General features: G+C 61.6%; 21 protein-coding genes. 16 read left to right on the plus strand and 5 right to left on the minus strand.

Annotation, left to right across the window (positions count from 1 at the left end):
• Nucleotides 1-15: 15 nt before the first annotated feature.
• Both serA and M1E12_RS12815 read right to left on the minus strand, forming a co-directional pair.
• Nucleotides 16-1,611 (minus strand): phosphoglycerate dehydrogenase, encoded by a 1,596-nt coding sequence (gene serA, locus M1E12_RS12810; protein ID WP_113458466.1) that lies wholly within the window; start codon nt 1,609-1,611, stop codon nt 16-18.
• An 88-nt stretch (nt 1,612-1,699) separates the two neighbouring features.
• Complete coding sequence (locus tag M1E12_RS12815; protein ID WP_479562062.1) at nt 1,700-2,878, minus strand: phosphoserine transaminase; 1,179 nt, start codon at nt 2,876-2,878, stop codon at nt 1,700-1,702.
• A gap of 234 nt (nt 2,879-3,112) precedes the next feature.
• Here M1E12_RS12815 and M1E12_RS12820 point away from each other — a divergent pair, with 234 nt between their 5' ends.
• Nucleotides 3,113-4,105, plus strand: a complete 993-nt coding sequence (locus M1E12_RS12820) for a transporter (RefSeq protein WP_479562063.1) — start codon at nt 3,113-3,115, stop codon at nt 4,103-4,105.
• A 67-nt stretch (nt 4,106-4,172) separates the two neighbouring features.
• On the opposite strand, the gene M1E12_RS12825 is transcribed toward M1E12_RS12820, so the two are convergent.
• The 3 genes from M1E12_RS12825 to M1E12_RS12835 form a co-directional block, all read right to left on the minus strand.
• Nucleotides 4,173-5,015, minus strand: a complete 843-nt coding sequence (locus tag M1E12_RS12825; protein ID WP_310241602.1) for an outer membrane protein — start codon at nt 5,013-5,015, stop codon at nt 4,173-4,175.
• A 231-nt stretch (nt 5,016-5,246) separates the two neighbouring features.
• Nucleotides 5,247-7,526, minus strand: a complete 2,280-nt coding sequence (locus M1E12_RS12830) for a methyl-accepting chemotaxis protein (RefSeq protein ID WP_479562064.1) — start codon at nt 7,524-7,526, stop codon at nt 5,247-5,249.
• A 156-nt stretch (nt 7,527-7,682) separates the two neighbouring features.
• A complete protein-coding gene (locus M1E12_RS12835) occupies nt 7,683-8,684 on the minus strand; it encodes an LLM class flavin-dependent oxidoreductase (RefSeq protein ID WP_479562065.1) in 1,002 nt (333 codons plus the stop codon).
• Between the two features lie 151 nt (nt 8,685-8,835).
• Here M1E12_RS12835 and ruvC point away from each other — a divergent pair, with 151 nt between their 5' ends.
• The 15 genes from ruvC (at nt 8,836) to pal (ending at nt 18,612) form a co-directional block, all read left to right on the plus strand.
• The gene (gene ruvC / locus M1E12_RS12840) at nt 8,836-9,348 is read left to right on the plus strand and encodes a crossover junction endodeoxyribonuclease RuvC (RefSeq protein ID WP_136538201.1); all 513 of its coding nucleotides are present in this window, start codon (nt 8,836-8,838) and stop codon (nt 9,346-9,348) included.
• A gap of 57 nt (nt 9,349-9,405) precedes the next feature.
• Nucleotides 9,406-9,657, plus strand: a complete 252-nt coding sequence (locus M1E12_RS12845; RefSeq protein ID WP_113458473.1) for an AbrB/MazE/SpoVT family DNA-binding domain-containing protein — start codon at nt 9,406-9,408, stop codon at nt 9,655-9,657.
• 3 nt (nt 9,658-9,660) lie between these two features.
• Nucleotides 9,661-10,077, plus strand: coding sequence for a type II toxin-antitoxin system VapC family toxin (locus M1E12_RS12850; RefSeq protein WP_479562066.1), 417 nt, complete (start codon nt 9,661-9,663; stop codon nt 10,075-10,077).
• A gap of 22 nt (nt 10,078-10,099) precedes the next feature.
• Nucleotides 10,100-10,717 carry a Holliday junction branch migration protein RuvA gene (gene ruvA, locus M1E12_RS12855; protein ID WP_310241592.1) on the plus strand — a complete coding sequence of 206 codons (618 nt, stop codon included), beginning with the start codon at nt 10,100-10,102 and terminating at the stop codon, nt 10,715-10,717.
• 73 nt (nt 10,718-10,790) lie between these two features.
• A complete protein-coding gene (locus tag M1E12_RS12860) occupies nt 10,791-11,078 on the plus strand; it encodes an AbrB/MazE/SpoVT family DNA-binding domain-containing protein (protein WP_113458476.1) in 288 nt (95 codons plus the stop codon).
• On the plus strand, nt 11,075-11,479 hold the full coding sequence (locus M1E12_RS12865) for a PIN domain-containing protein (RefSeq protein ID WP_479562067.1): 405 nt from the start codon (nt 11,075-11,077) through the stop codon (nt 11,477-11,479). The genes M1E12_RS12860 and M1E12_RS12865 overlap by 4 nt, the downstream gene beginning before the upstream one ends.
• The gene (ruvB, locus tag M1E12_RS12870) at nt 11,476-12,516 is read left to right on the plus strand and encodes a Holliday junction branch migration DNA helicase RuvB (protein WP_479562068.1); all 1,041 of its coding nucleotides are present in this window, start codon (nt 11,476-11,478) and stop codon (nt 12,514-12,516) included. The genes M1E12_RS12865 and ruvB overlap by 4 nt, the downstream gene beginning before the upstream one ends.
• 4 nt (nt 12,517-12,520) lie before the next feature.
• Nucleotides 12,521-13,030 (plus strand): NUDIX hydrolase, encoded by a 510-nt coding sequence (locus tag M1E12_RS12875; protein WP_479562069.1) that lies wholly within the window; start codon nt 12,521-12,523, stop codon nt 13,028-13,030.
• On the plus strand, nt 13,027-13,599 hold the full coding sequence (locus M1E12_RS12880) for a DinB family protein (RefSeq protein ID WP_479562070.1): 573 nt from the start codon (nt 13,027-13,029) through the stop codon (nt 13,597-13,599). Before M1E12_RS12875 ends, M1E12_RS12880 begins: the two co-directional genes overlap by 4 nt.
• A 53-nt stretch (nt 13,600-13,652) precedes the next feature.
• The gene (gene ybgC, locus M1E12_RS12885) at nt 13,653-14,093 is read left to right on the plus strand and encodes a tol-pal system-associated acyl-CoA thioesterase (RefSeq protein ID WP_479562071.1); all 441 of its coding nucleotides are present in this window, start codon (nt 13,653-13,655) and stop codon (nt 14,091-14,093) included.
• 246 nt (nt 14,094-14,339) lie between these two features.
• Nucleotides 14,340-15,059, plus strand: coding sequence for a protein TolQ (gene tolQ, locus M1E12_RS12890; protein WP_113458482.1), 720 nt, complete (start codon nt 14,340-14,342; stop codon nt 15,057-15,059).
• A 24-nt stretch (nt 15,060-15,083) separates the two neighbouring features.
• Complete coding sequence (gene tolR / locus M1E12_RS12895; protein WP_113458483.1) at nt 15,084-15,536, plus strand: protein TolR; 453 nt, start codon at nt 15,084-15,086, stop codon at nt 15,534-15,536.
• 10 nt (nt 15,537-15,546) lie between these two features.
• Entirely contained in the window at nt 15,547-16,581 is a 1,035-nt protein-coding gene (locus tag M1E12_RS12900) for a cell envelope integrity TolA family protein (RefSeq protein ID WP_479562072.1), read from the plus strand.
• A gap of 21 nt (nt 16,582-16,602) precedes the next feature.
• Complete coding sequence (gene tolB, locus M1E12_RS12905) at nt 16,603-17,907, plus strand: Tol-Pal system beta propeller repeat protein TolB (protein WP_113458485.1); 1,305 nt, start codon at nt 16,603-16,605, stop codon at nt 17,905-17,907.
• Nucleotides 17,908-18,072: 165 nt separating this feature from the next.
• Nucleotides 18,073-18,612, plus strand: a complete 540-nt coding sequence (pal, locus tag M1E12_RS12910; RefSeq protein WP_113458486.1) for a peptidoglycan-associated lipoprotein Pal — start codon at nt 18,073-18,075, stop codon at nt 18,610-18,612.
• The last annotated feature ends 150 nt before the right edge of the window (nt 18,613-18,762 follow it).

Raw genomic sequence — 18,762 nt, forward strand, 5'->3', positions numbered from 1 at the left:
CTATTCGACTGTCGATCAATCGACGTTGAAGACCAGTGGCTTGGCCTGCTTGATGGCAGGGTTTGCCGTCAACTGGTCGAGCACGGCCTGATCGACCGGTCCATCGACGTAAAGCAGTGCGATGGCGTCGCCGCCTTCCTTGTCGCGGCCGAGCTGGAAGTTCGCGATGTTGACCTTGGCATTGCCGAGCGTGGAGCCCATGAAGCCGATCATGCCGGGAACGTCGGTGTTGGAGATGTAGATCATGTTCGGACCGACATCGGCATCCATGTTGATGCCCTTGATCTGGATGAAGCGCGGCTTGCCGTCGGAGAAGACGGTACCGGCGACCGAACGGGTCTGCTTCTCGGTGGTGACGGTGAGCTTGATATAGCCGTCATAGACACCGGTCTTGTCGCGCTTGACCTCGGAAACGATGATGCCCTTCTCCTTCACCATGATCGGTGCGGAGACCATGTTGACGTCGGCAACCAGCGGGCGGATGAGACCGGCAAGCAATGCCGAGGTCAGCGCCTTGGTGTTCATGCCGGCGGTGACACCGTCATAGAGGATCTCGATTTCCTTGATCGGGTTCTCGGTCATCTGGCCAGCAAACGAACCAAGCACGTCGGCGAGGCGGATGAAGGGCTTCAGGATCGGCGCTTCCTCGGCCGTAATCGACGGCATGTTGATGGCGTTCGAGACCGCACCCTTGATGAGGTAATCCGACATCTGCTCGGCGACCTGCAGAGCGACATTCTCCTGGGCTTCCGTGGTCGAGGCGCCGAGATGCGGCGTGCAGACGACATTCGGCAGGCCGAAGAGCGGGCTCTCGGTTGCGGGCTCGACTTCGAAGACGTCGAAGCCGGCACCGGCGACATGGCCGGACTTGATGGCTTCGGCGAGTGCGGCCTCGTCCACCAGACCGCCGCGGGCGCAGTTGATGATGCGTACGCCGGGCTTCGTCTTGGCGATGTTTTCCTTGCCGAGAATGCCGCGGGTCTTGTCGGTCATCGGCACATGCAGGGTGATGAAGTCCGCGCGCGGCAGGAGTTCGTCCAGCTCGACCTTTTCGACACCCATTTCCTGAGCGCGTTCAGCCGAGAGGAAAGGGTCGTAGGCGATGACATGCATGCCAAGGCCGATCGCCTTCTTGCAGACGATGCCGCCGATATTGCCGGCGCCGATGACACCGAGCGTCTTTCCGGTGATCTCGACACCCATAAACTTCGATTTTTCCCACTTGCCGGCCTGGGTCGAGGCATCGGCCTGCGGCAGCTGGCGGGCAACGGCAAACATCAGGGCGATGGCGTGCTCGGCGGTCGTGATCGAGTTGCCGAACGGCGTGTTCATCACGATGATACCGCGCTTGGAGGCGGCCGGAATATCGACATTGTCGACACCGATGCCGGCGCGGCCGATGACCTTGAGGTTCGTCGCAGCCGCGATCAGCTTTTCCGTCGCCTTGGTAGCCGAGCGGATGGCGAGACCATCGTAGTTGCCGATGATTTCGGCGAGCTTTTCCTTGTCCTTGCCGAGCTTCGGCTGGAAGTCCACTTCGACGCCGCGATCACGGAAGATCTGGACGGCGGTTTCCGAGAGTTCGTCGGATACGAGAACGCGAGGTGCCATGACGAGGCCTCCTTGAGAGAGTTCGTTTGAATGAGATGATGAGAATTGCGGGGCTCCGCCGGTCAGGCGGAGCCGAAATCGGCTAGGATCAGGCAGCAGCCTTGGCCAGAGACGCCTTCTGGGTCTCGTAAGCGAAAGACAGCCACGGCATCAGCGCTTCCATGTCGGCAGTCTCGATCGTGGCACCGGCCCAGATGCGAAGACCAGCCGGCGCATCGCGGTAAGCGCCGATGTCATAGGCGACACCCTGCTTCTCGAGAAGGCTCGCGATGCCCTTGGCGAAGGCCGCCTGGGCATCGGCATCGAGTGCCGTCACTGCGGGGTCGACAATCTTGACGCAGACCGAGGTGTTGGAGCGCGTCGCCGGGTCGACGGCGAGATTGGCGATCCAGTCGTTCTTCTCGATGAAGTCGAAGATCACCTTGGCATTCGCATCGGCACGCGCGATCAGGGCGTCCAGGCCACCGATCGACTTCGCCCACTTGAGCGCATCGATATAGTCCTCGACGCAGAGCATCGACGGCGTGTTGATCGTCTCACCGACGAAGATGCCTTCGATCAGCTTGCCACCCGAGGTCATGCGGAAGATCTTCGGCAGCGGCCAGGCCGGCACATAGGTCGTCAGGCGCTCGACGGCGCGCGGGCTGAGGATGATCACGCCATGACCGCCCTCGCCGCCCAGAACCTTCTGCCAGGAGAAGGTGGTGACATCGAGCTTGGAGAAGTCCAGATCCTGCGCGAAGGCAGCCGATGTGGCGTCGCAGATGGTCAGGCCCTTGCGATTATCAGGGATGAAATCGGCATTGGGAACGCGGACGCCAGAGGTGGTGCCGTTCCAGGTGAAGACGACGTCGCGGTCGAAATCGACCTGCGCCAGGTCCGGAAGAAGGCCGTAGTCGGCATTGAACTTGCGAACATCGGCAAGCTTCAGCTGCTTCACCACATCGGTGACCCAGCCGGCGCCAAAGCTTTCCCAGGAGAGCATGTCGACGCCGCGCTCGCCGAGCAGCGACCACATGGCCATTTCGACGGCGCCCGTATCGGAGGCCGGAACAATGCCGATGCGGTAGTCAGCGGGAACGTTCAGAATTTCGCGGGTAAGGTCGATGGCCAGCTTCAGCTTTTCCTTGCCGACCTTGGCGCGGTGCGAACGACCGAGCGGGGCATCGGAAAGCGCATCAAGCGACCAACCAGGGCGCTTCGAGCAGGGGCCAGAAGAAAAGTGAGCATTCGCCGGACGCGCGGCGGGGGCGACGATATCAGCCATATAGATACCCTTCCAGGTAATTAGCCTCTCGTTGGGGAGAGGTGTCCCGCCGTCGGAACTACTCCTGTCGCCTCATTCAGTCAAGCGGGCCTGCGTCGCGGGCAGCAAAATTTTTGTTCCGTCCGCGCCAGGCATGGGGGTCTTCGCCATCCGCAGCTGTCATCAATCCTTCACACAGCTGGCGCATCAGCCAGACGACCGGCCAGATTCCGCAGCCGCAATGGAGCCCTTTTGATGTTTCCCCTGAGCAGCACCATTCCGGGTCTCGTCTGGGCCTATCGGATCAGGCCTGGCGAGAGGAGCGAACGACTGCCCGCGGAATGTTCGCTTGCAGAAGCTGAGCCCGGCGATGGCTTCATCTGGCTTCACCTCAACCTGGCGGATGGACGCGTCGGTGCCTTTCTCGAACAGTTCGACGGGCTGACGCCACCGGCAATCGCGGCGCTCACGACGCATGACACCCATGCAGCGCTTTCGGTTGATGAGGGCCTGCTCTTCGGCACGCTGATCGACTTCCAGCGCGAATTCGACTCGACCACCCGCGACATCGGCTGGCTGCATTTCGCGCTCTCTGAGCGGTTCATCATCACCACCAGGCTCCAGCCGATCCGGTCCGTCGACAAGGTGCGGGCGGCCGTCGACAAGAACGCCACCCGATATGGCTCGCCCTTGCAGGTCTTCGAACTCCTGGTGGCCGAGTTTCAACGGGGGCTCATCGCCGTGGTGTTGGAGTTGACGGAAGAACTGAACCAGATAGAGGATCAGGTCTATGGCAGCGAATTGCGTGACGAGCGGCGACGGCTCACACCTGTCCGTCGTTTGATCGTGAGGCTGCATCGGCACCTGCGCACCATGCTGCTTGTCATGCGCCGCGCGGCGGCGGCCGACGATGAGGATCTCTCCGAAGATATGGAGGATAGTCTGGCCCGCCTCGCAGCGCGTCTCGAAGCGGTCGACCAGGATGTCTACGCGCTCGCCGACCGGGCACGCCTGTTGCATGAGGAGCTGGACAGCAAACAGAGCGCCGAGACGAACCGCCACCTCTACATTCTGTCGCTGATGACCGCGCTGTTGCTGCCGCCATCGCTTGTGACAGGCTTTTTCGGCATGAACACCACCGCCCTCCCCTTCTCCGAAGGGCTGCATGGCACAGCCTATGCCTTTGGCTTCATTCTGATATCCGTGATCCTGTCATGGTGGATCTTGCGACGAACCGGCATCCTGTAGGCCTGACGCAAGAAAGGGCCCCGAGGGGCCCTTTCGGCATGCGTTCGTCGAGATCTTCGATGGCCTATTACTTGTAGACCGGCAGTTCCGGCGGCGGCTCATAGGCAACGGGGGTCTCGCAACCACCGAAGACATAACGCGCACCAGCGTGAACGCTGTGGCTGTAGAAGCCCTTGTCATAGCCCGGACCGCTTCCCGTGGAGAAGCCAAACATGTCGCCGCCAGCGGTGTGACGGAAGCGGTAACCAACATCGGCCTTGACGTTGCAGGTGACGTCGATCGAGGCACCGGCCATCAGCTGGTAGGCGAAGCGCCAGCTTCCCTTGCCGCCATGCTCGACGGTGTCGTCGCAGTTCGTTGGATCGGCGGTTTCGCACGATGTGTTGCGGAGCTTATCCCACTTTACATAGGAGCCGCCGATACCGCCACCAATGTAGGGCGTGAAATAGGCGTAAGTGCCGAGGTCGACATAGGCGTTCGCCATCAGCGTGTATGCGCGCATCGCGGAGTAATCCGAAGATGTGCATGGAATGCCGGGACCTGCACCACATTCACCGCTGGTCGAGCCCTTGAAATCAGACTTGAACATGTAGTCAAATGTCAGATCGGTGCGCAGGTAGTTGTTGATCTGATAGCCGACACCGCCGCCGACCCAGAAGCTGTCCTTGATCGAAGCCGTGGTGAAGTCGGCATCCGTCTCGTTGCCGCCTTGGAAGAACTTGGCACCACGCATCTTGTTGAAGCTGTAGCCGAGATCGCCGCGCAGGTACCAGCCGGAGGCTTCTGCCACGGCGACTTCCGGAGCGTCGACATAAACGGGCTGCGGTTCGGGCTGATAAACATCTGCAGCATAGGCGGCCGAGCTGGCAAGCAGAGCAAGCGTCGCCGCGGCAAGAATGGTTTTCGTCATGACAGGATACTCCAAGTCCCAGCGTTGTGGCGTCAGGGTGTCCACGCCCGACATCCTGAATTGGCACAGATAATGGAGCGGAAAGGTTAAGTTGGGATTAACTACAGTTCTTAACTCTAACCTTTATCCATTTGCTTACCTTGATACTTGCGTCTCCGAGAGATCAAAAGGAAAGAGCGCGACTCCAAAGGAACCGCGCCCGCTAAATCCAAGCCGAATGCGTGTTCCGCCTCAGGCGGCCCGCTGGCCTACCTGACCTCTGTCACTGCCCAGATTGAACAGCCCCAGCCGCTGGTCCATCTCGGCCGCCTCCCCGGCAAGCCGGTGAATGGCCGCGGTCGTTTCCTCGACCATCGCCGCATTCTGCTGTGTCATCGCGTCGAGCTGGTTCACGGAAGTATTGATGTCGACGAGGGTCTGCGCCTCCTCGCGTGTCGACTCCATGATCTCGCCGATATGGCTGTTGATCGACAACACATGCGAGCCGATGCCATCGAGCGCGTGCCCCGCCTTTTCGACAAGCTTCACGCCGTGATCCACTTCCCCGCGCGACTTGGACAGCAGGTTGGCAATCTCCTTCGCCGCATTCGAGGAGCGCTGTGCAAGCTCCCGAACCTCTTGCGCCACCACTGCAAAACCCTTGCCACTTTCGCCAGCCCGGGCCGCTTCGACACCGGCATTCAACGCAAGCAGATTGGTCTGGAAGGCGATCTCATCGATGACGGAAACGATCTTGTTGATCTCCTGCGACGAGCCCTGGATCGCCTCCATGGCCGCGATCGTGTCGCGCATGATGTGGCCCGACATGGCAGTGTCGTCTTTGGCCGCGCGTGCAATGCGCTCGGCTTCTTCGGCGCGCGCGATCTGCGTCTTCACAGCGCTGGTAATCTCCTGGATCGCCGTTGCCGCCTGGGAGATCGCCGCAGCCTGACGCTCGGTCCGCTCCGCAAGCTGATCTGCCCCGGCCCGCATCTCCTCGGAGCCCTCACGCACCGCAACCGAGTTCCCGCCGATGCCGCCAAGGGTGGCACTCAGCGTCTCGATTGCCTTGTTGAAGTTCGAACGCAGCCCCTCCAGATCGGCGGGGAAACGCTGCTCGATGCGGAACGCCAGATCCCCGGCGGCAAGCCTGTCGAGCCCCAGGTCGAGCGTCTCGACGACCTCCTGCAGGGTCCGTGCCTCCTGATCCCGCTCTTCCATCCTCTGCCGGCGCTCGTCTTCCGCACGGGCGCGTTCCTCCCGGCGCTCGACCGACAGTCTCTGCTGCTCGATGAGCGCCTGACGGAAGCGCTCGAGCGCGCGGGCCATGCTGCCGATCTCGTCGCGACGCTCCTGATTTTCGACAGGCTGATCGATCTTGCCGTCGGCCACGGCTCCCGTAAACGCGACGAGGCGCTCGAGCGGTGCAAAGAGCCGGCGCGTAAAGGCCCAGGTGGCGGCAGCGAGCACGCAGAGTGCAATCAGACCGGCCATGAAGAGAATGGTGGCGATGCGAACCGAACCCTGGGCCAATTCCGCTTGCGTGAGGCTCTCGGTGACAATGAATGTCTGGTCACCAAAGCTGATCTGTCGACCATAAATGAGCGCCGGCCCCTCGGCTCGCTCACCCGGCTGTATGGCAATACCGTCACCCGAGGCTGCGAAATCGGCACGGATATCGGTGAGCTTTCCGGAAGCGTCGAGCGCGATGCCGGTTCCTTCGCCCGAGAGAATGGCGGCCTGCTGGCTGCTGCCTGCGACAATGCCCTTGGACAGAAGGTTGACGAAGACCTCCGCCTTCGCCTGGAACATCAGGCTGCCCTTGAAGCCTCCGAGCTTGACCAGCGGGACGGCAAAATAAATGTCCGGCGCATTGGCATCGGCACCGACGGAAAGGCCGGAGAAGTTCACGCCGACGACATCATCGACGGAGTTCGCGGCCGCCTCGGCGGATTTCTGGTAGACGCGGCCGAGCCCTGTTTCGGCCAGATTGCCTCTGGTGATATTTTCGCCGAAGGCAGGGCCCTTCTTGTACGAATAAATGACATTGCCGTTCTGATCGGCAATCAGCATGTCGCTGAAACTGGTCCCGTCAAGATAGGCCGCGACCTGGGTCTGCGTCGTCTCATGCGTGGAGTAATAAAAGCCGCTTGGCCCTTCAGGCTTGATCAGCTTCTCGCGTTCACCGGCCGGATGCGGGTTTTCGGTGACGAAAATCCGTTGCAACTCCGCTTTTGCGTCACCGGTGCTTTTCGTGATCGTATTCCAGCCGCTTTTCAGGCCGGTCAGCGACTGCTGCAGCGTTTCGATCTTGGCGATCGAGGCCGCCTGGTTTTCCAGTGCCTGCAGTTTCTCGGTCAAAAGGTCGCCGCGGAAAGTCAGCGTGCTGGCCATGGCTTTTTCGGTCTGCTCTGCGAACAGCTGGTTCGAGCTGCGATAGGCAAAGACGTTGAGAAGCGCCACGGTGACGAAGGTCAGCACCAAGAAGACGGCGATGACCTTGAAAGAAAGCGAATGGATGCGAGCTGTCATGACTGTTCCCCCGGATGACCCGGCAGAGCCCGGCCTCCGTCACATTATCGATCCATCGCAAATTGCGACGGATTCCCCAATTATGCGGAAACAATCACCCTCAGCTCTTAAGCGCTCGTAAAAAATTCCGGCGAAACCCCGTAATATGAGGGGGCCTCAGACCGCCTCCCTGACGCCTTCTCGCAAGCCGGCAAAGAGCTCGACAGACCGGATGCGGGCCTCTAGATCATGCACCGGTGTCGATACGATGATCTCATCGGGCCGCACCTCGGCGATGAAGCGGGACAGCTTGTCGGCTGCGGTCTCCGGCGATCCGACGATCGCGTAGCGCAGTGTGTGCTCGACACCGATACGCTCCATTTCCGTCCAGAAGCCGTCCATCGTCTCGACCGGTCTCGGGAACTGTCGGCGGATATTGCGTCGCAGATTGACGAACTGCTGCTGCGCAGACGTGAAGAGATGCTCGGCCTCCCGATCTGTCTCGGCAATCGCCGCCATCGTGCCCACCATGACATAAGGCTTCTGCAGCGCCGCCGACGGCTGGAAGCGCTCGCGGTAGATGGCAACGGCATCGAGAAGTTGGTCAGGCGCGAAATGCGAAGCGAAGGCATAAGGCAAACCAAGCGCAGCCGCGAGGTGAGCACTATAGAGGCTGGAACCCAAAAGCCAGATCGGTACATGGCTGTTCATACCAGGTACGGCAATCAGCCCACCCTCCTCGTCCGGCTCGCCCATCAGCCGCTGCAGTTCAAGGATGTCATGCGGGAAGCTTTCAGCGCCCGCTTCCATATTGCGCCTAAGGGCACGCGCCGTGCGCATGTCGGTCCCTGGCGCGCGGCCAAGACCAAGCTCGATCCGCCCGGGGTAAAGCGCCTCCAGCGTCCCGAACTGCTCGGCGACCACGAGCGGCGAGTGGTTGGGCAGCATGATGCCGCCGGAGCCCACGCGGATGCTCTCCGTGCCGGCTGCGACATGTGAAATGACGAGCGAGGTTGCGGCGCTGGCAATGCCGGGCATGCCGTGATGCTCGGCCAACCAGAACCGGCGATAGCCATTCTTCTCGGCGGCCTGCGCAAGGCTGCGCGACGCGTCCAGCGCCTCGCGCACGGAGTGCCCCTCGGCAATGGGAGAAAGGTCGAGAATGGAAAACGGTATCATGGCGGCGGTCCTGTTCGATGCTTGCACCTTATGTAGTCAGCCCCGGAGGGGCACCCAAGAGGCGATTGTAATAAAATATAATCACCGCGGATGTTTTTGCTTTGTTCACATTTGACTGGCACATCTGCCGGGAACTGAACTAGGATTTCCCATGACTTCCACGATTCGCATCATCGGCATAGATCCGGGCCTCCGCCGTTGCGGCTGGGGCATCATCGAGACGCTCGGAAACTCGCTGCGCTTCGTCGCCTCCGGTACGGTAACCTCGGACGGCGACATGGACCTCGCCTCGCGTCTTTGCCAGCTTCACGATGGCCTCGCAGAGGTCGTCCACAGTTACAAGCCGGATGAGGCGGCGGTCGAGCAGACTTTCGTCAACAAGGACGCGGTCGCCACACTGAAGCTTGGTCAGGCCCGTGGCATCGCCATGCTGGTGCCGGCCCGCGCAGGCCTCCGGGTCGCCGAATACGCGCCCAACGCCGTGAAGAAGGCCGTAATCGGCGTCGGCCACGGCGAGAAACAGCAGATCCACATGATGCTGAAGATCCTGATGCCGAAGGCCGAATTCAAGGGCAACGACGCCGCCGATGCGCTCGCCATCGCCATTTGCCACGCGCACAACAGAGGCGGCGAACGCATGCGCCAGGTTCTGGCGTCAGCGTGATTTGTTCTTGACTTGTTCCGTCGGTAAGAATTATTCTTACCTCACCGGAGGCAATCCATGCGTGTGACATCAAAAGGTCAGGTGACCATTCCCCGCGATCTGCGCGAGCTGGTCGGGATCGAACCCAATTCCGAAGTCGTGTTCACCGTCGAAGATGGCCGGCTTATGCTGAGCCCGAAACACGGAACCGAGGCACTGCAGGAGCAGAAGCGATTGGCCGGGCTGATGGAGAGCTTGGCACGACTGGAAGGGACTGGCGATCCGGAGCTCGATGCAGACGCTCTGATGCAGCTGACCAGGGATCGCTGAACCATGGCTGTTTTGGTCGACACCAATGTGCTGGTCGATGTCGCGGTGCGCGATCCAGTGTGGCTGACTTGGTCACGCGGGCAGATGATGCGGCTGGCCAAAGACGAGCCGCTTGTGATCAACCCGATCATCTATTCGGAATTTTCGGTGCGGTATTCCGATCGCGACGAGGTTGAGGAACTGCTTCCGTCCTCAGATTTCCATCGGGAGAACCTGCCATGGGCCGCCGCCTTCGCAGCCGGCGTGGCCTTTCGCATCTATCGCCGCGCCGGTGGCGGACGTGATCGCGTGCTCCCTGATTTTCTCATCGGGGCCCACGCCGCAATCCGCAATCACAAGATCCTGACCAGGGACCCCAAGGGCTACCGTACCTACTTTCCCGACGTGCCCCTTATCTCCCCCGAAACCCATCCGCTGTAACGCGACAGCCACGGACCTTCCCATGATCGGCAAACTCAAAGGCACCATCGACGAAATCGGCGATGACTACGTCCTCGTTGACGTCCACGGCGTCTGTTATGTCGCGCACTGCTCGGCGCGAACCCTTTCGCGCATCGGCTCGGCCGGCGAAGCGGTGGTGCTCTTCATCGAGACCTATGTCCGCGAAGACCAGATGAAGCTCTTCGGCTTCATGAGCGCGCTGGAACGGGAATGGTTCAACCTCTTGCAGAGCGTGCAGGGCGTCGGCGCCAAGGTGGCGCTGGCGGTCCTTTCGACCCTGACCCCATCGGAACTGGCCAATGCCATCGCGCTCCAGGACAAGGCGGCGATCTCGCGCGCTCCCGGAGTCGGTCCGAAAGTGGCACTGCGCCTCGTCACCGAATTAAAGAACAAGGCGCCTGCCTTTGCCGGCGAGGCCTCCGCCAATATCGGGCTCAAGCAGGAACTCGGCGAAGGCGTCGCCTCCGCCCCGGTCGCCGATGCCGTCTCGGCTCTCACCAATCTCGGCTATTCCCGCGATCAGGCCGCCAATGCGGTAGCCGCCGCGCTGAAGAACGGCGGCGAAGGGGCAGACAGCGCCAAGCTCATCCGACTGGGGCTGAAGGAGCTGTCGCGATGAGTCGCCCTCCGAATTTGGCTCGCTCCGACATTTCTGATAAAGTTGGAAAAATATTGAAACGTCGGAGACTGTGATGAAAGTATGGGAAGTCACCATGTCCCCTAAAGGTCAGATCACCATTCCCAAAGAAATGCGTGAGCTGCTCAACCTGAGTCCCGGCGATCAGTTGGTCTACAGCGTGGTCGACGGCGAAATTGTGATTACTCCCAAAAACATCGACCTCAAGGATCTGGCCGGTTTTCTCGGCAATCCGCCAAGCGGACGATCCACATTGGAGGAGATCGACGAAACGGTCGTGCAGGCGGCAGGCGCAAACGCGCTCTCCACCGGTGGTGACGATCCATCGGATCTTGCGGCATGACCCTCCTCGGCCTCGACACCAACATCGTGATCCGGCTTCTGACCAATGACGATCCGGATCAACGACGTCTGGCGCTGCGTTTTGCCGAAGGGCTTGGAAAGGACTACCTCGCCTTTCTCCCTCTTATTTGTGTATTGGAGTTGGATTGGGCATTGCGCTCGCAACTTGGCTACGGCAGACGCGAAGCCTCGACGGCGATCGCGAAGCTGTTGCAGGTCCGGGGCCTGACCGTCGAAAGCCACAACCTCGTCGTGAAAGCACTGCGGCAGGTCGACCAGAAGAATGCCGACTTCGCCGACGCCTTAATTGCCGCCCGCTCTCTCCAAGAGGGCTGCACCTCCGTAAAGACCTTCGACAAACGCGCCGCCTCCCGCGTACCCGGCATGGAACTTCTCGCATGATGACCAACAACCCGATCCTGACACCTGAAAAGCGCGGGGAAGATCTCGATGCAGCACTGCGCCCGCAGACGCTCGATGACTTTACCGGTCAGGCGGAAGCGCGTGCCAACCTCAAGATCTTCATCGAGGCGGCGAAGAACCGCGGCGAGGCGCTGGATCACGTGCTCTTCGTCGGCCCGCCGGGCCTTGGCAAGACCACGCTTGCCCAGATCATGGCCAAGGAACTCGGCGTCAACTTCCGCTCGACCTCGGGCCCTGTTATCGCCAAGGCCGGCGATCTCGCCGCACTTCTGACCAATCTCGAAGAGCGCGACGTGTTGTTCATCGACGAAATCCATCGCTTGAGCCCCGCGGTTGAGGAAATCCTCTATCCGGCCATGGAGGATTTCCAACTCGATCTTATCATCGGAGAAGGTCCGGCCGCCCGCTCGGTCAAGATCGACCTCTCCAAGTTCACGCTGGTCGCCGCCACCACCCGTCTCGGCCTGTTGACGACGCCATTGCGCGATCGCTTCGGCATTCCGGTCCGGCTCAACTTCTATACCGTCGAGGAGCTGGAATCGATCGTCCGCCGAGGCGCGCGACTCTTGAACCTGCCGATGACCGAAGACGGCGCCCGCGAAGTCGCCCGCCGCGCCCGCGGCACGCCGCGCATCGCCGGACGACTGCTCCGCCGCGTCCGCGATTTCGCAGAGGTGGCCCGCGCCGAAGCAGTAACCCGCGAGATCGCCGATGAGGCGCTTACAAGGCTGAATGTCGACAACATGGGTCTCGACCAGCTCGACATGCGCTACCTCTCGATGATCGCCGTCAATTTCGGCGGCGGCCCTGTCGGCATGGAAACCATCGCTGCGGGCCTCTCGGAGCCGCGTGACGCGATCGAGGACATCATCGAACCCTACATGATCCAGCAGGGCTTCATCCAGCGCACCCCCCGTGGCCGCGTGCTCACGGCGACCGCCTGGAAGCATCTCGGCATGACGCCGCCCAAGGATCTGGAAGCTGCCCAATTCCGGCTGACGCTCGAGGACGAATAAGGCCGTGTCCAAACGCACCCTCATCACCATCAAGGACGGCAAGCGGCGGTTCAATCATCGGATCGCAGGCCTTGCCTTCCGCGACGGTCATGTGCTGGTCCACCGCGCAACCCACGAAACTTTTTGGACCTTCCCGGGCGGACGGGCAGAAATCGGTGAGACCTCGGCGGAAACGCTGGTACGCGAGATGCAGGAAGAACTGGGTGTGGAGGCCGTCGTCGGCCCGCTGCTATGGATCGTCGAGAACTTCTTCGACTACGAGGGCAAGGCCTGGCACGAGGTCGGCCTGTACTATCGCATGGAGATCCCCGCCCACTTTCCTTTTCACGAGAGTGACATCATCCACCGCAACGAGGATGGCAAGAACAGCCTCGAGTTCAAATGGGTGCTGGCATCGCGGGAGGCGCTGATCGCGCTCGACATCCCGCCCTATTTCATCGCCGACGAGATCGAGTCCCTGCCGACCTCGCCGAAGCATATCGTATGGCACGATGGAGATCTGGACGACAAATGACCGACCCGCGCCGCAGCTTCATCAAACTTGCCTACAACAACAGGCTCGCCAATGACCGGCTGCACCAAGCGGTCTCCATGCTCCATCCGGGCGAATTCGAAGCAGCGCGCACGGGCTTCTTCCCGTCGATCCAGGCGAGCCTCAATCACATCCTGGTCATTGACTGGTTTTACGTGGATGCCCTCGAAGGCGGCAGACTGGGACCGAAAGCCTGGGCCAATCAAATCCCGTTCCCCCATCCTGAAGAACTGCGTGAGGCGCAGGCGGCCGTGGATCAGCGGCTCCTGAACTTCTGTCTCTCGCTAACCATCGACGCCTTGGCGAGCGAGGTTCAGATCCACAGGAGCACCCGTCTTCAGACCGAACGCATGGACGATGTCTTGAGCCATCTCTTCCAGCATCAGACCCATCATCGGGGCCAGGTCCACGCGATGCTGTCCGGCACCAGCGTCTCCCCACCGCAACTCGACGAATTCATCGTGGCCGATGATGCCGCCTCTCGGTCCCCGGAAATGAAGCGACTTGCGATCACCGAAGCCGAGTTGATGAGGCTGGACAGATCGACCTGACCTGGGCTAGCCACCGGGCCTCAGCATAAGAAGATCGATCGGCAGGACGAGCCATGACGACACTCCAGCACCCGCTCGCGGGCGAAATCATCGACGGCGTGCACCACCTCATCCAACGCGTCTACTACGAAGACACCGACTTCTCCGGTGCCGTCTACCACGCCCGCTACCTGCACTTCATGGAGCGCGCCCGCACCGACTATCTGCGCTGCCTGGGCGTCGAACAGTCCCATCTCTTCGCAAGTTCGGACGAAGGGCTCGCCTTCATGGTCCACCGCATGGAGATCGACTTCAAGGCCCCTGCCCGCATGGACGACATCGTTACGGTATTGACCCGCACCGAGAAGGCCGGCGGTGCCAAGATGATCCTTGAGCAGGAGATCCGCCGAGGCGACCAGTTGCTGATTGCAGCGAAGGTCATCATCGCCGTCGTCAATCGCCATGGCAGGCCGCGTCGCCTTCCCGAAGATCTCGCAAGACCGTTCCTCGCCTGACTTCACAAAGCCCTGATCTCCGCCTCCGGTAACCCCTTTTTAACCTTAATCGGGTCTTACTCGACGCTTGGAAGATTGTGCAGCGCACGCCTTCCTTTGACCAAATTTTCATCTCAGAAGCACACTGGGAGCTAAGGCGGGAAAAGGGTTTCGGCGGCTGCGACCGCACAAGTTTTCCACCAGTAGAGCTCATGTCGCCGCCCGGTCCAACCCACCGGGCGTTTGGATTTCGGGGAATTGAAGGCGATGGAACAAGTTGGAATGGCTGCAGCGACGCATGACGTGAGCCTCTGGGGCCTGTTCATGCAGGCAGGCCTGATCGTCAAGCTCGTCATGATCGGTCTTTTGGCCGCCTCCGTCTGGACCTGGGCCATCGTCATCGACAAATATCTGAGCTACGCCCGGGCGCGCCGCCAGTTCGACCAGTTCGAACAGGTCTTCTGGTCAGGCCAGTCGCTCGAAGAGCTCTATCGCACGCTCGCCGAACGCAACAACACCGGCCTTGCCGCCATCTTCGTCGCCGCCATGCGCGAATGGAAAAAGAGCTTCGAACGCGGCGCCCGCTCGCCGATCGGCCTGCAGATGCGTATCGATCGCGCCATGGATGTGACCATGGCCCGCGAGTCCGAGACGCTCGAATCGCGCCTGTCGTCGCTCGCGACCATCGGCTCTGCCGGCCCCTTCATCGGCCTCTTCGGCACCGTCGTCGGCATCATGACCTCCTTCCAGGCCATTGCCGGCTCGAACAATGCCAGCCTCGCGGTCGTCGCACCGGGTATCGCCGAAGCGCTGCTCGCAACCGCCATCGGCCTGATCGCCGCTATTCCCGCAGTTATCGCCTACAACAAGTTCTCCGGTGAAGCCGGCAAGCTCTCGGCCCGTATGGAAGGCTTCGCAGACGAATTCTCGGCCATCCTGTCGCGTCAGATCGACGAGAAGCTGCAGCCCCGCCAGGCGGCGCAGTAAGGCCCGGAGAGCAGGAGACGCATCATGGGTATGTCGGTCGGATCAGGAAGCAAGGGTGGCGGACGCCGCGGTCGTCGTGGCGGCAAGAAGGCCCTTGTAAGCGAAATCAACGTGACGCCCTTCGTCGACGTCGTTCTCGTGCTGCTGATCATCTTCATGGTCGCCGCACCGATGATGACTGTCGGCGTGCCGATCGATCTGCCGCAGACCCAGGCCAAGGCGATGAGCAGCGAAAACCAGCCCATCACCGTCTCGGTCAATCCGGAAGGCGAAATCTACCTGCAGGAAACGGCAATCCCGATCGAGGAAGTCGTGCCGAAGCTGCAGGCGATCGCCACCACCGGCTACAATGAACGCATTTTCGTGCGGGCCGATACCGCTGCCACCTATGGCATCGTCATGCAGGTCATGGCGCGGATCTCGTCCGCCGGTTTCACCAATATCGGTCTCGTGACCTTGCAGGAACAGCAGAACTGATCGGACGGACATGAAGGGCAGCCTCTTCACATCCTCGTTTCTGCACACACTGGCGCTCTCGGCGGCGCTGGTGAGCCTCGGCTCGCCCGAAAAACTCGAGATCGCCCCGATGGAAACCCTTCCGGTGGACATCGTCCCGATCGAAGAGTTCACCCAGATCCAGCAGGGCTCCAAGACCGCTCCCCTGGCGGAGACATCCGCCCCCGTCCCGACGAAGAAGCCGCCGATCGCCGAGCCGGCCGAAAACTTCGGTGACAACGAGGTCGATCTCAAATCGCCCCCAACACCTTCGCAGCGCCCGGTCGAGCAGGAAGTCGCCGCCGCACCGAAGAAGGTGGAGACACCCGCGCCCGAGCCTGATCCGCAGGCCAACGAGGTGAAGGAGATCGTCAAGGAAGACACGGCCCCGCCGCCAGAGCCGGAGACACCGCCGGCCGAGGAGGCGCCGCCGGAAGAGACGGTTGCCGAAGAAATCCCACTGCCCGAGCAGGCGCCGATTCCGGCTGCCCGCCCGCAGCCCGAGATTGCCAAGCCGTCCGAAAAGAAGCCCGCTCCGAAGCCGGATGCCAAGAAGGACACCAAGGCCCAGGAAACGGCGAAGTCGAAGCCGCAGATGGAAAGCGACTTCAACGCCGATGAAGTGGCGGCCCTCCTCAACAAGACGGATGCGGCCGGCGGCGGCGCGAAGCGCTCGACGGCACCCGAATCCCTTGGCGGCAGCACCAATACCGGCGGCTCGAAGCTCAGCCAGAGCGAACTGGACGCGCTTCGCGGCGTCATCCAGGAAAACTGGCTGATCACGCCGGGCATGGCGGATGCCGCCGATGTCCGTATCCGCGTGACCTTCCGCCTCGATCAGAACGGCGCGCTGGTCGGCGAACCCGAAGCAACTGCCACCGGGGGCTCGCCGTCTGCCCAGCAGGTTCTCATGAGCGGCGCCGTGCGCGCCGTCCGCAAGTCCGCCCCCTTCACCAATCTGCCCCCGGACAAATACGACGCTTGGTCTGAAGTTGTCGTCAATTTCGACCCCAGCGAACTGATGTAAGAGCTGAAAGGCTTGGTAAGCATGAAAACTCTCCTCCTCCGCATTCTGCTGGTCTGTGCCGGCATGGCAGGTGCCTTCGTGGCACCCGCAAACGCAGCCGTTGAAATCAACATCAACCGCGGCAACGTTCAGCCGCTCCCGATTGCGATCACCGACTTCGTCTCTGCCGATGGCATCGGCGCTCAGATCTCCGCCGTGGTCGAAGCCGACCTGAAGCGTTCGGGCCTCTTCGCGCCGGTCAATCGCGCCGCCTTCATCGAGAAGATCCAGAACCCCGATCAGGCACCGCGCTTCCCCGACTGGACCGCGCTGAAGGCGGAAGCCCTCGTCGTCGGTCGCATCGCTCGCGAGCCCGATGGTCGCCTGCGCGCCGAATTCCGCCTCTGGGACACCTTCGGTGGCCAGCAGATGACCGGCCAGCAGTTCTTCACCGACCCGAAGAACTGGCGCCGCGTCGCGCACATGATCGCCGACGCGATCTATGAGCGCATCACCGGCGAAAAGGGTTACTTCGACACCCGCATCGTCTTCGTTTCCGAGTCCGGCCCGAAGACCGACCGCAAGCGCCAGCTGGCCATCATGGACCAGGACGGCGAGAACATCCGCATGCTGACCAACAGCAACGACATCGTTCTGACGCCGCGCTTCTCGCCGAGCCGTCAGGAAATCACCTACATGTCTTTCGAAGGCCAGCAGCCGCGCGTCTATCTCCTGCAGCTGGAAACCGGCGCCCGCGAAGTCGTCGGCAATTTCCCCGGCATGACCTTTGCGCCGCGCTTCTCGCCCGATGGCCAGCGGGTCATCATGAGCCTTCAGCAGGACGGCAACGCCAACATCTACACGATGGACCTGCGTTCGCGCACGACGACAAGGCTCACCAACACGGCAGCGATCGACACCTCGCCGTCCTACTCCCCCGATGGCAGCCAGATCGTATTTGAAAGCGACCGCGGTGGTCGCCAGCAGCTCTACGTGATGGGAGCCGACGGTTCCGGCCAGCGCCGCATCTCCTTCGGCGACGGTTCCTACTCCACCCCGGTCTGGTCTCCGCGCGGCGACCTGATCGCCTTCACCAAGCAGTCGGGCGGTAAGTTCTCGATCGGCGTCATGAAGACTGACGGTTCGGGGGAGCGTATCCTGACCACCGGCTTCCACAACGAAGGCCCGACCTGGGCGCCGAACGGCCGCGTCTTGATGTTCTTCCGTCAGAACGCCGGTGCCGGTGGTCCGCAGCTCTACTCGATCGACCTCACCGGTTACAACGAGCAGCTGGTCCGCACGCCATCCTTCGCCTCCGACCCGGCCTGGTCGCCGTTGATGGAATAGTGATCGAAAAGAGGCGCATTTGCGCCTCTTTCTCGCCGCAAAGGGCGGTCAATCGCCCTATCCGGCACGTGATTTGACGGTTTGTTAACCACGATTGTTTGAAGCCGGTTAACCGCGATTGGTTATGGTCCGGCAACCCTAACAGAGAATTCAAGGAGACCGGCGATGAGCCGCATTCAATCCCCGGCCAAGAGCCGTCTGCAGAAAATGGCAACCAACCCCGCCATGGTCGCATTTGCCGTGGCCCTCGCCCTGGCAGGCTGCGCCAACAAGAAGAACCTGCCCAACAGCGCCGGCGAACTTGGCCTCGGTGCCGGTGGCGCAGGTGCAGCAACGCCGGGCTCTTCGCAGGACTTCACGGTCAATGTCGGCGACCGCATCTTCTTCGACACCGACTCCACCGCGATCCGCGCCGATGCCGCCCAGACGCTCGACCGTCAGGCTCAGTGGCTGCAGCGTTATCCGAACTATGCCATCACGATCGAAGGCCATGCCGACGAACGCGGCACGCGCGAATACAACCTCGCGCTCGGCGCCCGTCGTGCCGCTGCCACCCGTGACTACCTTGCTCAGCGCGGTGTACCGGCGCAGCGCATGAAGACCATCTCCTACGGCAAGGAACGTCCGGTCGCCGTCTGCGACGACATCTCCTGCTGGTCGCAGAACCGCCGCGCCGTCACCGTTCTCGGTGGCGCCGGCATGTGATCCGGTCCAACCGGCACTCACCATCACGTGAAGGCGGCCTCAGGGCCGCCTTTTACTTTTCTCCACACTTTGGCCGAACTTGGTTGCTTTTTGCAGGCAATTGAGAAAACTCCTGTCGGCGCTGGTTCGGCGCAAATCGTCGCGAAAACA

Source organism: Rhizobium sp. K33 (assembly GCF_056501445.1).

Bases quoted from the DNA above. Each gene is read 5' to 3' on its own strand.
- M1E12_RS12850 (WP_479562066.1), top strand. From the start codon at position 9,661: ATGGCTGTTTTGGTCGACACCAATGTGCTGGTCGATGTCGCGGTGCGC.
- ybgC (WP_479562071.1), top strand. From the start codon at position 13,653: ATGACGACACTCCAGCACCCGCTCGCGGGCGAAATCATCGACGGCGTG.
- serA (WP_113458466.1), bottom strand. From the start codon at position 1,611: ATGGCACCTCGCGTTCTCGTATCCGACGAACTCTCGGAAACCGCCGTC.
- M1E12_RS12820 (WP_479562063.1), top strand. From the start codon at position 3,113: ATGTTTCCCCTGAGCAGCACCATTCCGGGTCTCGTCTGGGCCTATCGG.
- tolB (WP_113458485.1), top strand. From the start codon at position 16,603: ATGAAAACTCTCCTCCTCCGCATTCTGCTGGTCTGTGCCGGCATGGCA.
- M1E12_RS12815 (WP_479562062.1), bottom strand. From the start codon at position 2,878: ATGGCTGATATCGTCGCCCCCGCCGCGCGTCCGGCGAATGCTCACTTT.
- M1E12_RS12865 (WP_479562067.1), top strand. From the start codon at position 11,075: ATGACCCTCCTCGGCCTCGACACCAACATCGTGATCCGGCTTCTGACC.
- ruvB (WP_479562068.1), top strand. From the start codon at position 11,476: ATGATGACCAACAACCCGATCCTGACACCTGAAAAGCGCGGGGAAGAT.
- ruvC (WP_136538201.1), top strand. From the start codon at position 8,836: ATGACTTCCACGATTCGCATCATCGGCATAGATCCGGGCCTCCGCCGT.
- M1E12_RS12845 (WP_113458473.1), top strand. From the start codon at position 9,406: ATGCGTGTGACATCAAAAGGTCAGGTGACCATTCCCCGCGATCTGCGC.
- M1E12_RS12830 (WP_479562064.1), bottom strand. From the start codon at position 7,526: ATGACAGCTCGCATCCATTCGCTTTCTTTCAAGGTCATCGCCGTCTTC.
- ruvA (WP_310241592.1), top strand. From the start codon at position 10,100: ATGATCGGCAAACTCAAAGGCACCATCGACGAAATCGGCGATGACTAC.
- tolQ (WP_113458482.1), top strand. From the start codon at position 14,340: ATGGAACAAGTTGGAATGGCTGCAGCGACGCATGACGTGAGCCTCTGG.
- M1E12_RS12900 (WP_479562072.1), top strand. From the start codon at position 15,547: ATGAAGGGCAGCCTCTTCACATCCTCGTTTCTGCACACACTGGCGCTC.
- M1E12_RS12860 (WP_113458476.1), top strand. From the start codon at position 10,791: ATGAAAGTATGGGAAGTCACCATGTCCCCTAAAGGTCAGATCACCATT.
- pal (WP_113458486.1), top strand. From the start codon at position 18,073: ATGAGCCGCATTCAATCCCCGGCCAAGAGCCGTCTGCAGAAAATGGCA.
- M1E12_RS12835 (WP_479562065.1), bottom strand. From the start codon at position 8,684: ATGATACCGTTTTCCATTCTCGACCTTTCTCCCATTGCCGAGGGGCAC.
- M1E12_RS12880 (WP_479562070.1), top strand. From the start codon at position 13,027: ATGACCGACCCGCGCCGCAGCTTCATCAAACTTGCCTACAACAACAGG.
- M1E12_RS12825 (WP_310241602.1), bottom strand. From the start codon at position 5,015: ATGACGAAAACCATTCTTGCCGCGGCGACGCTTGCTCTGCTTGCCAGC.
- tolR (WP_113458483.1), top strand. From the start codon at position 15,084: ATGGGTATGTCGGTCGGATCAGGAAGCAAGGGTGGCGGACGCCGCGGT.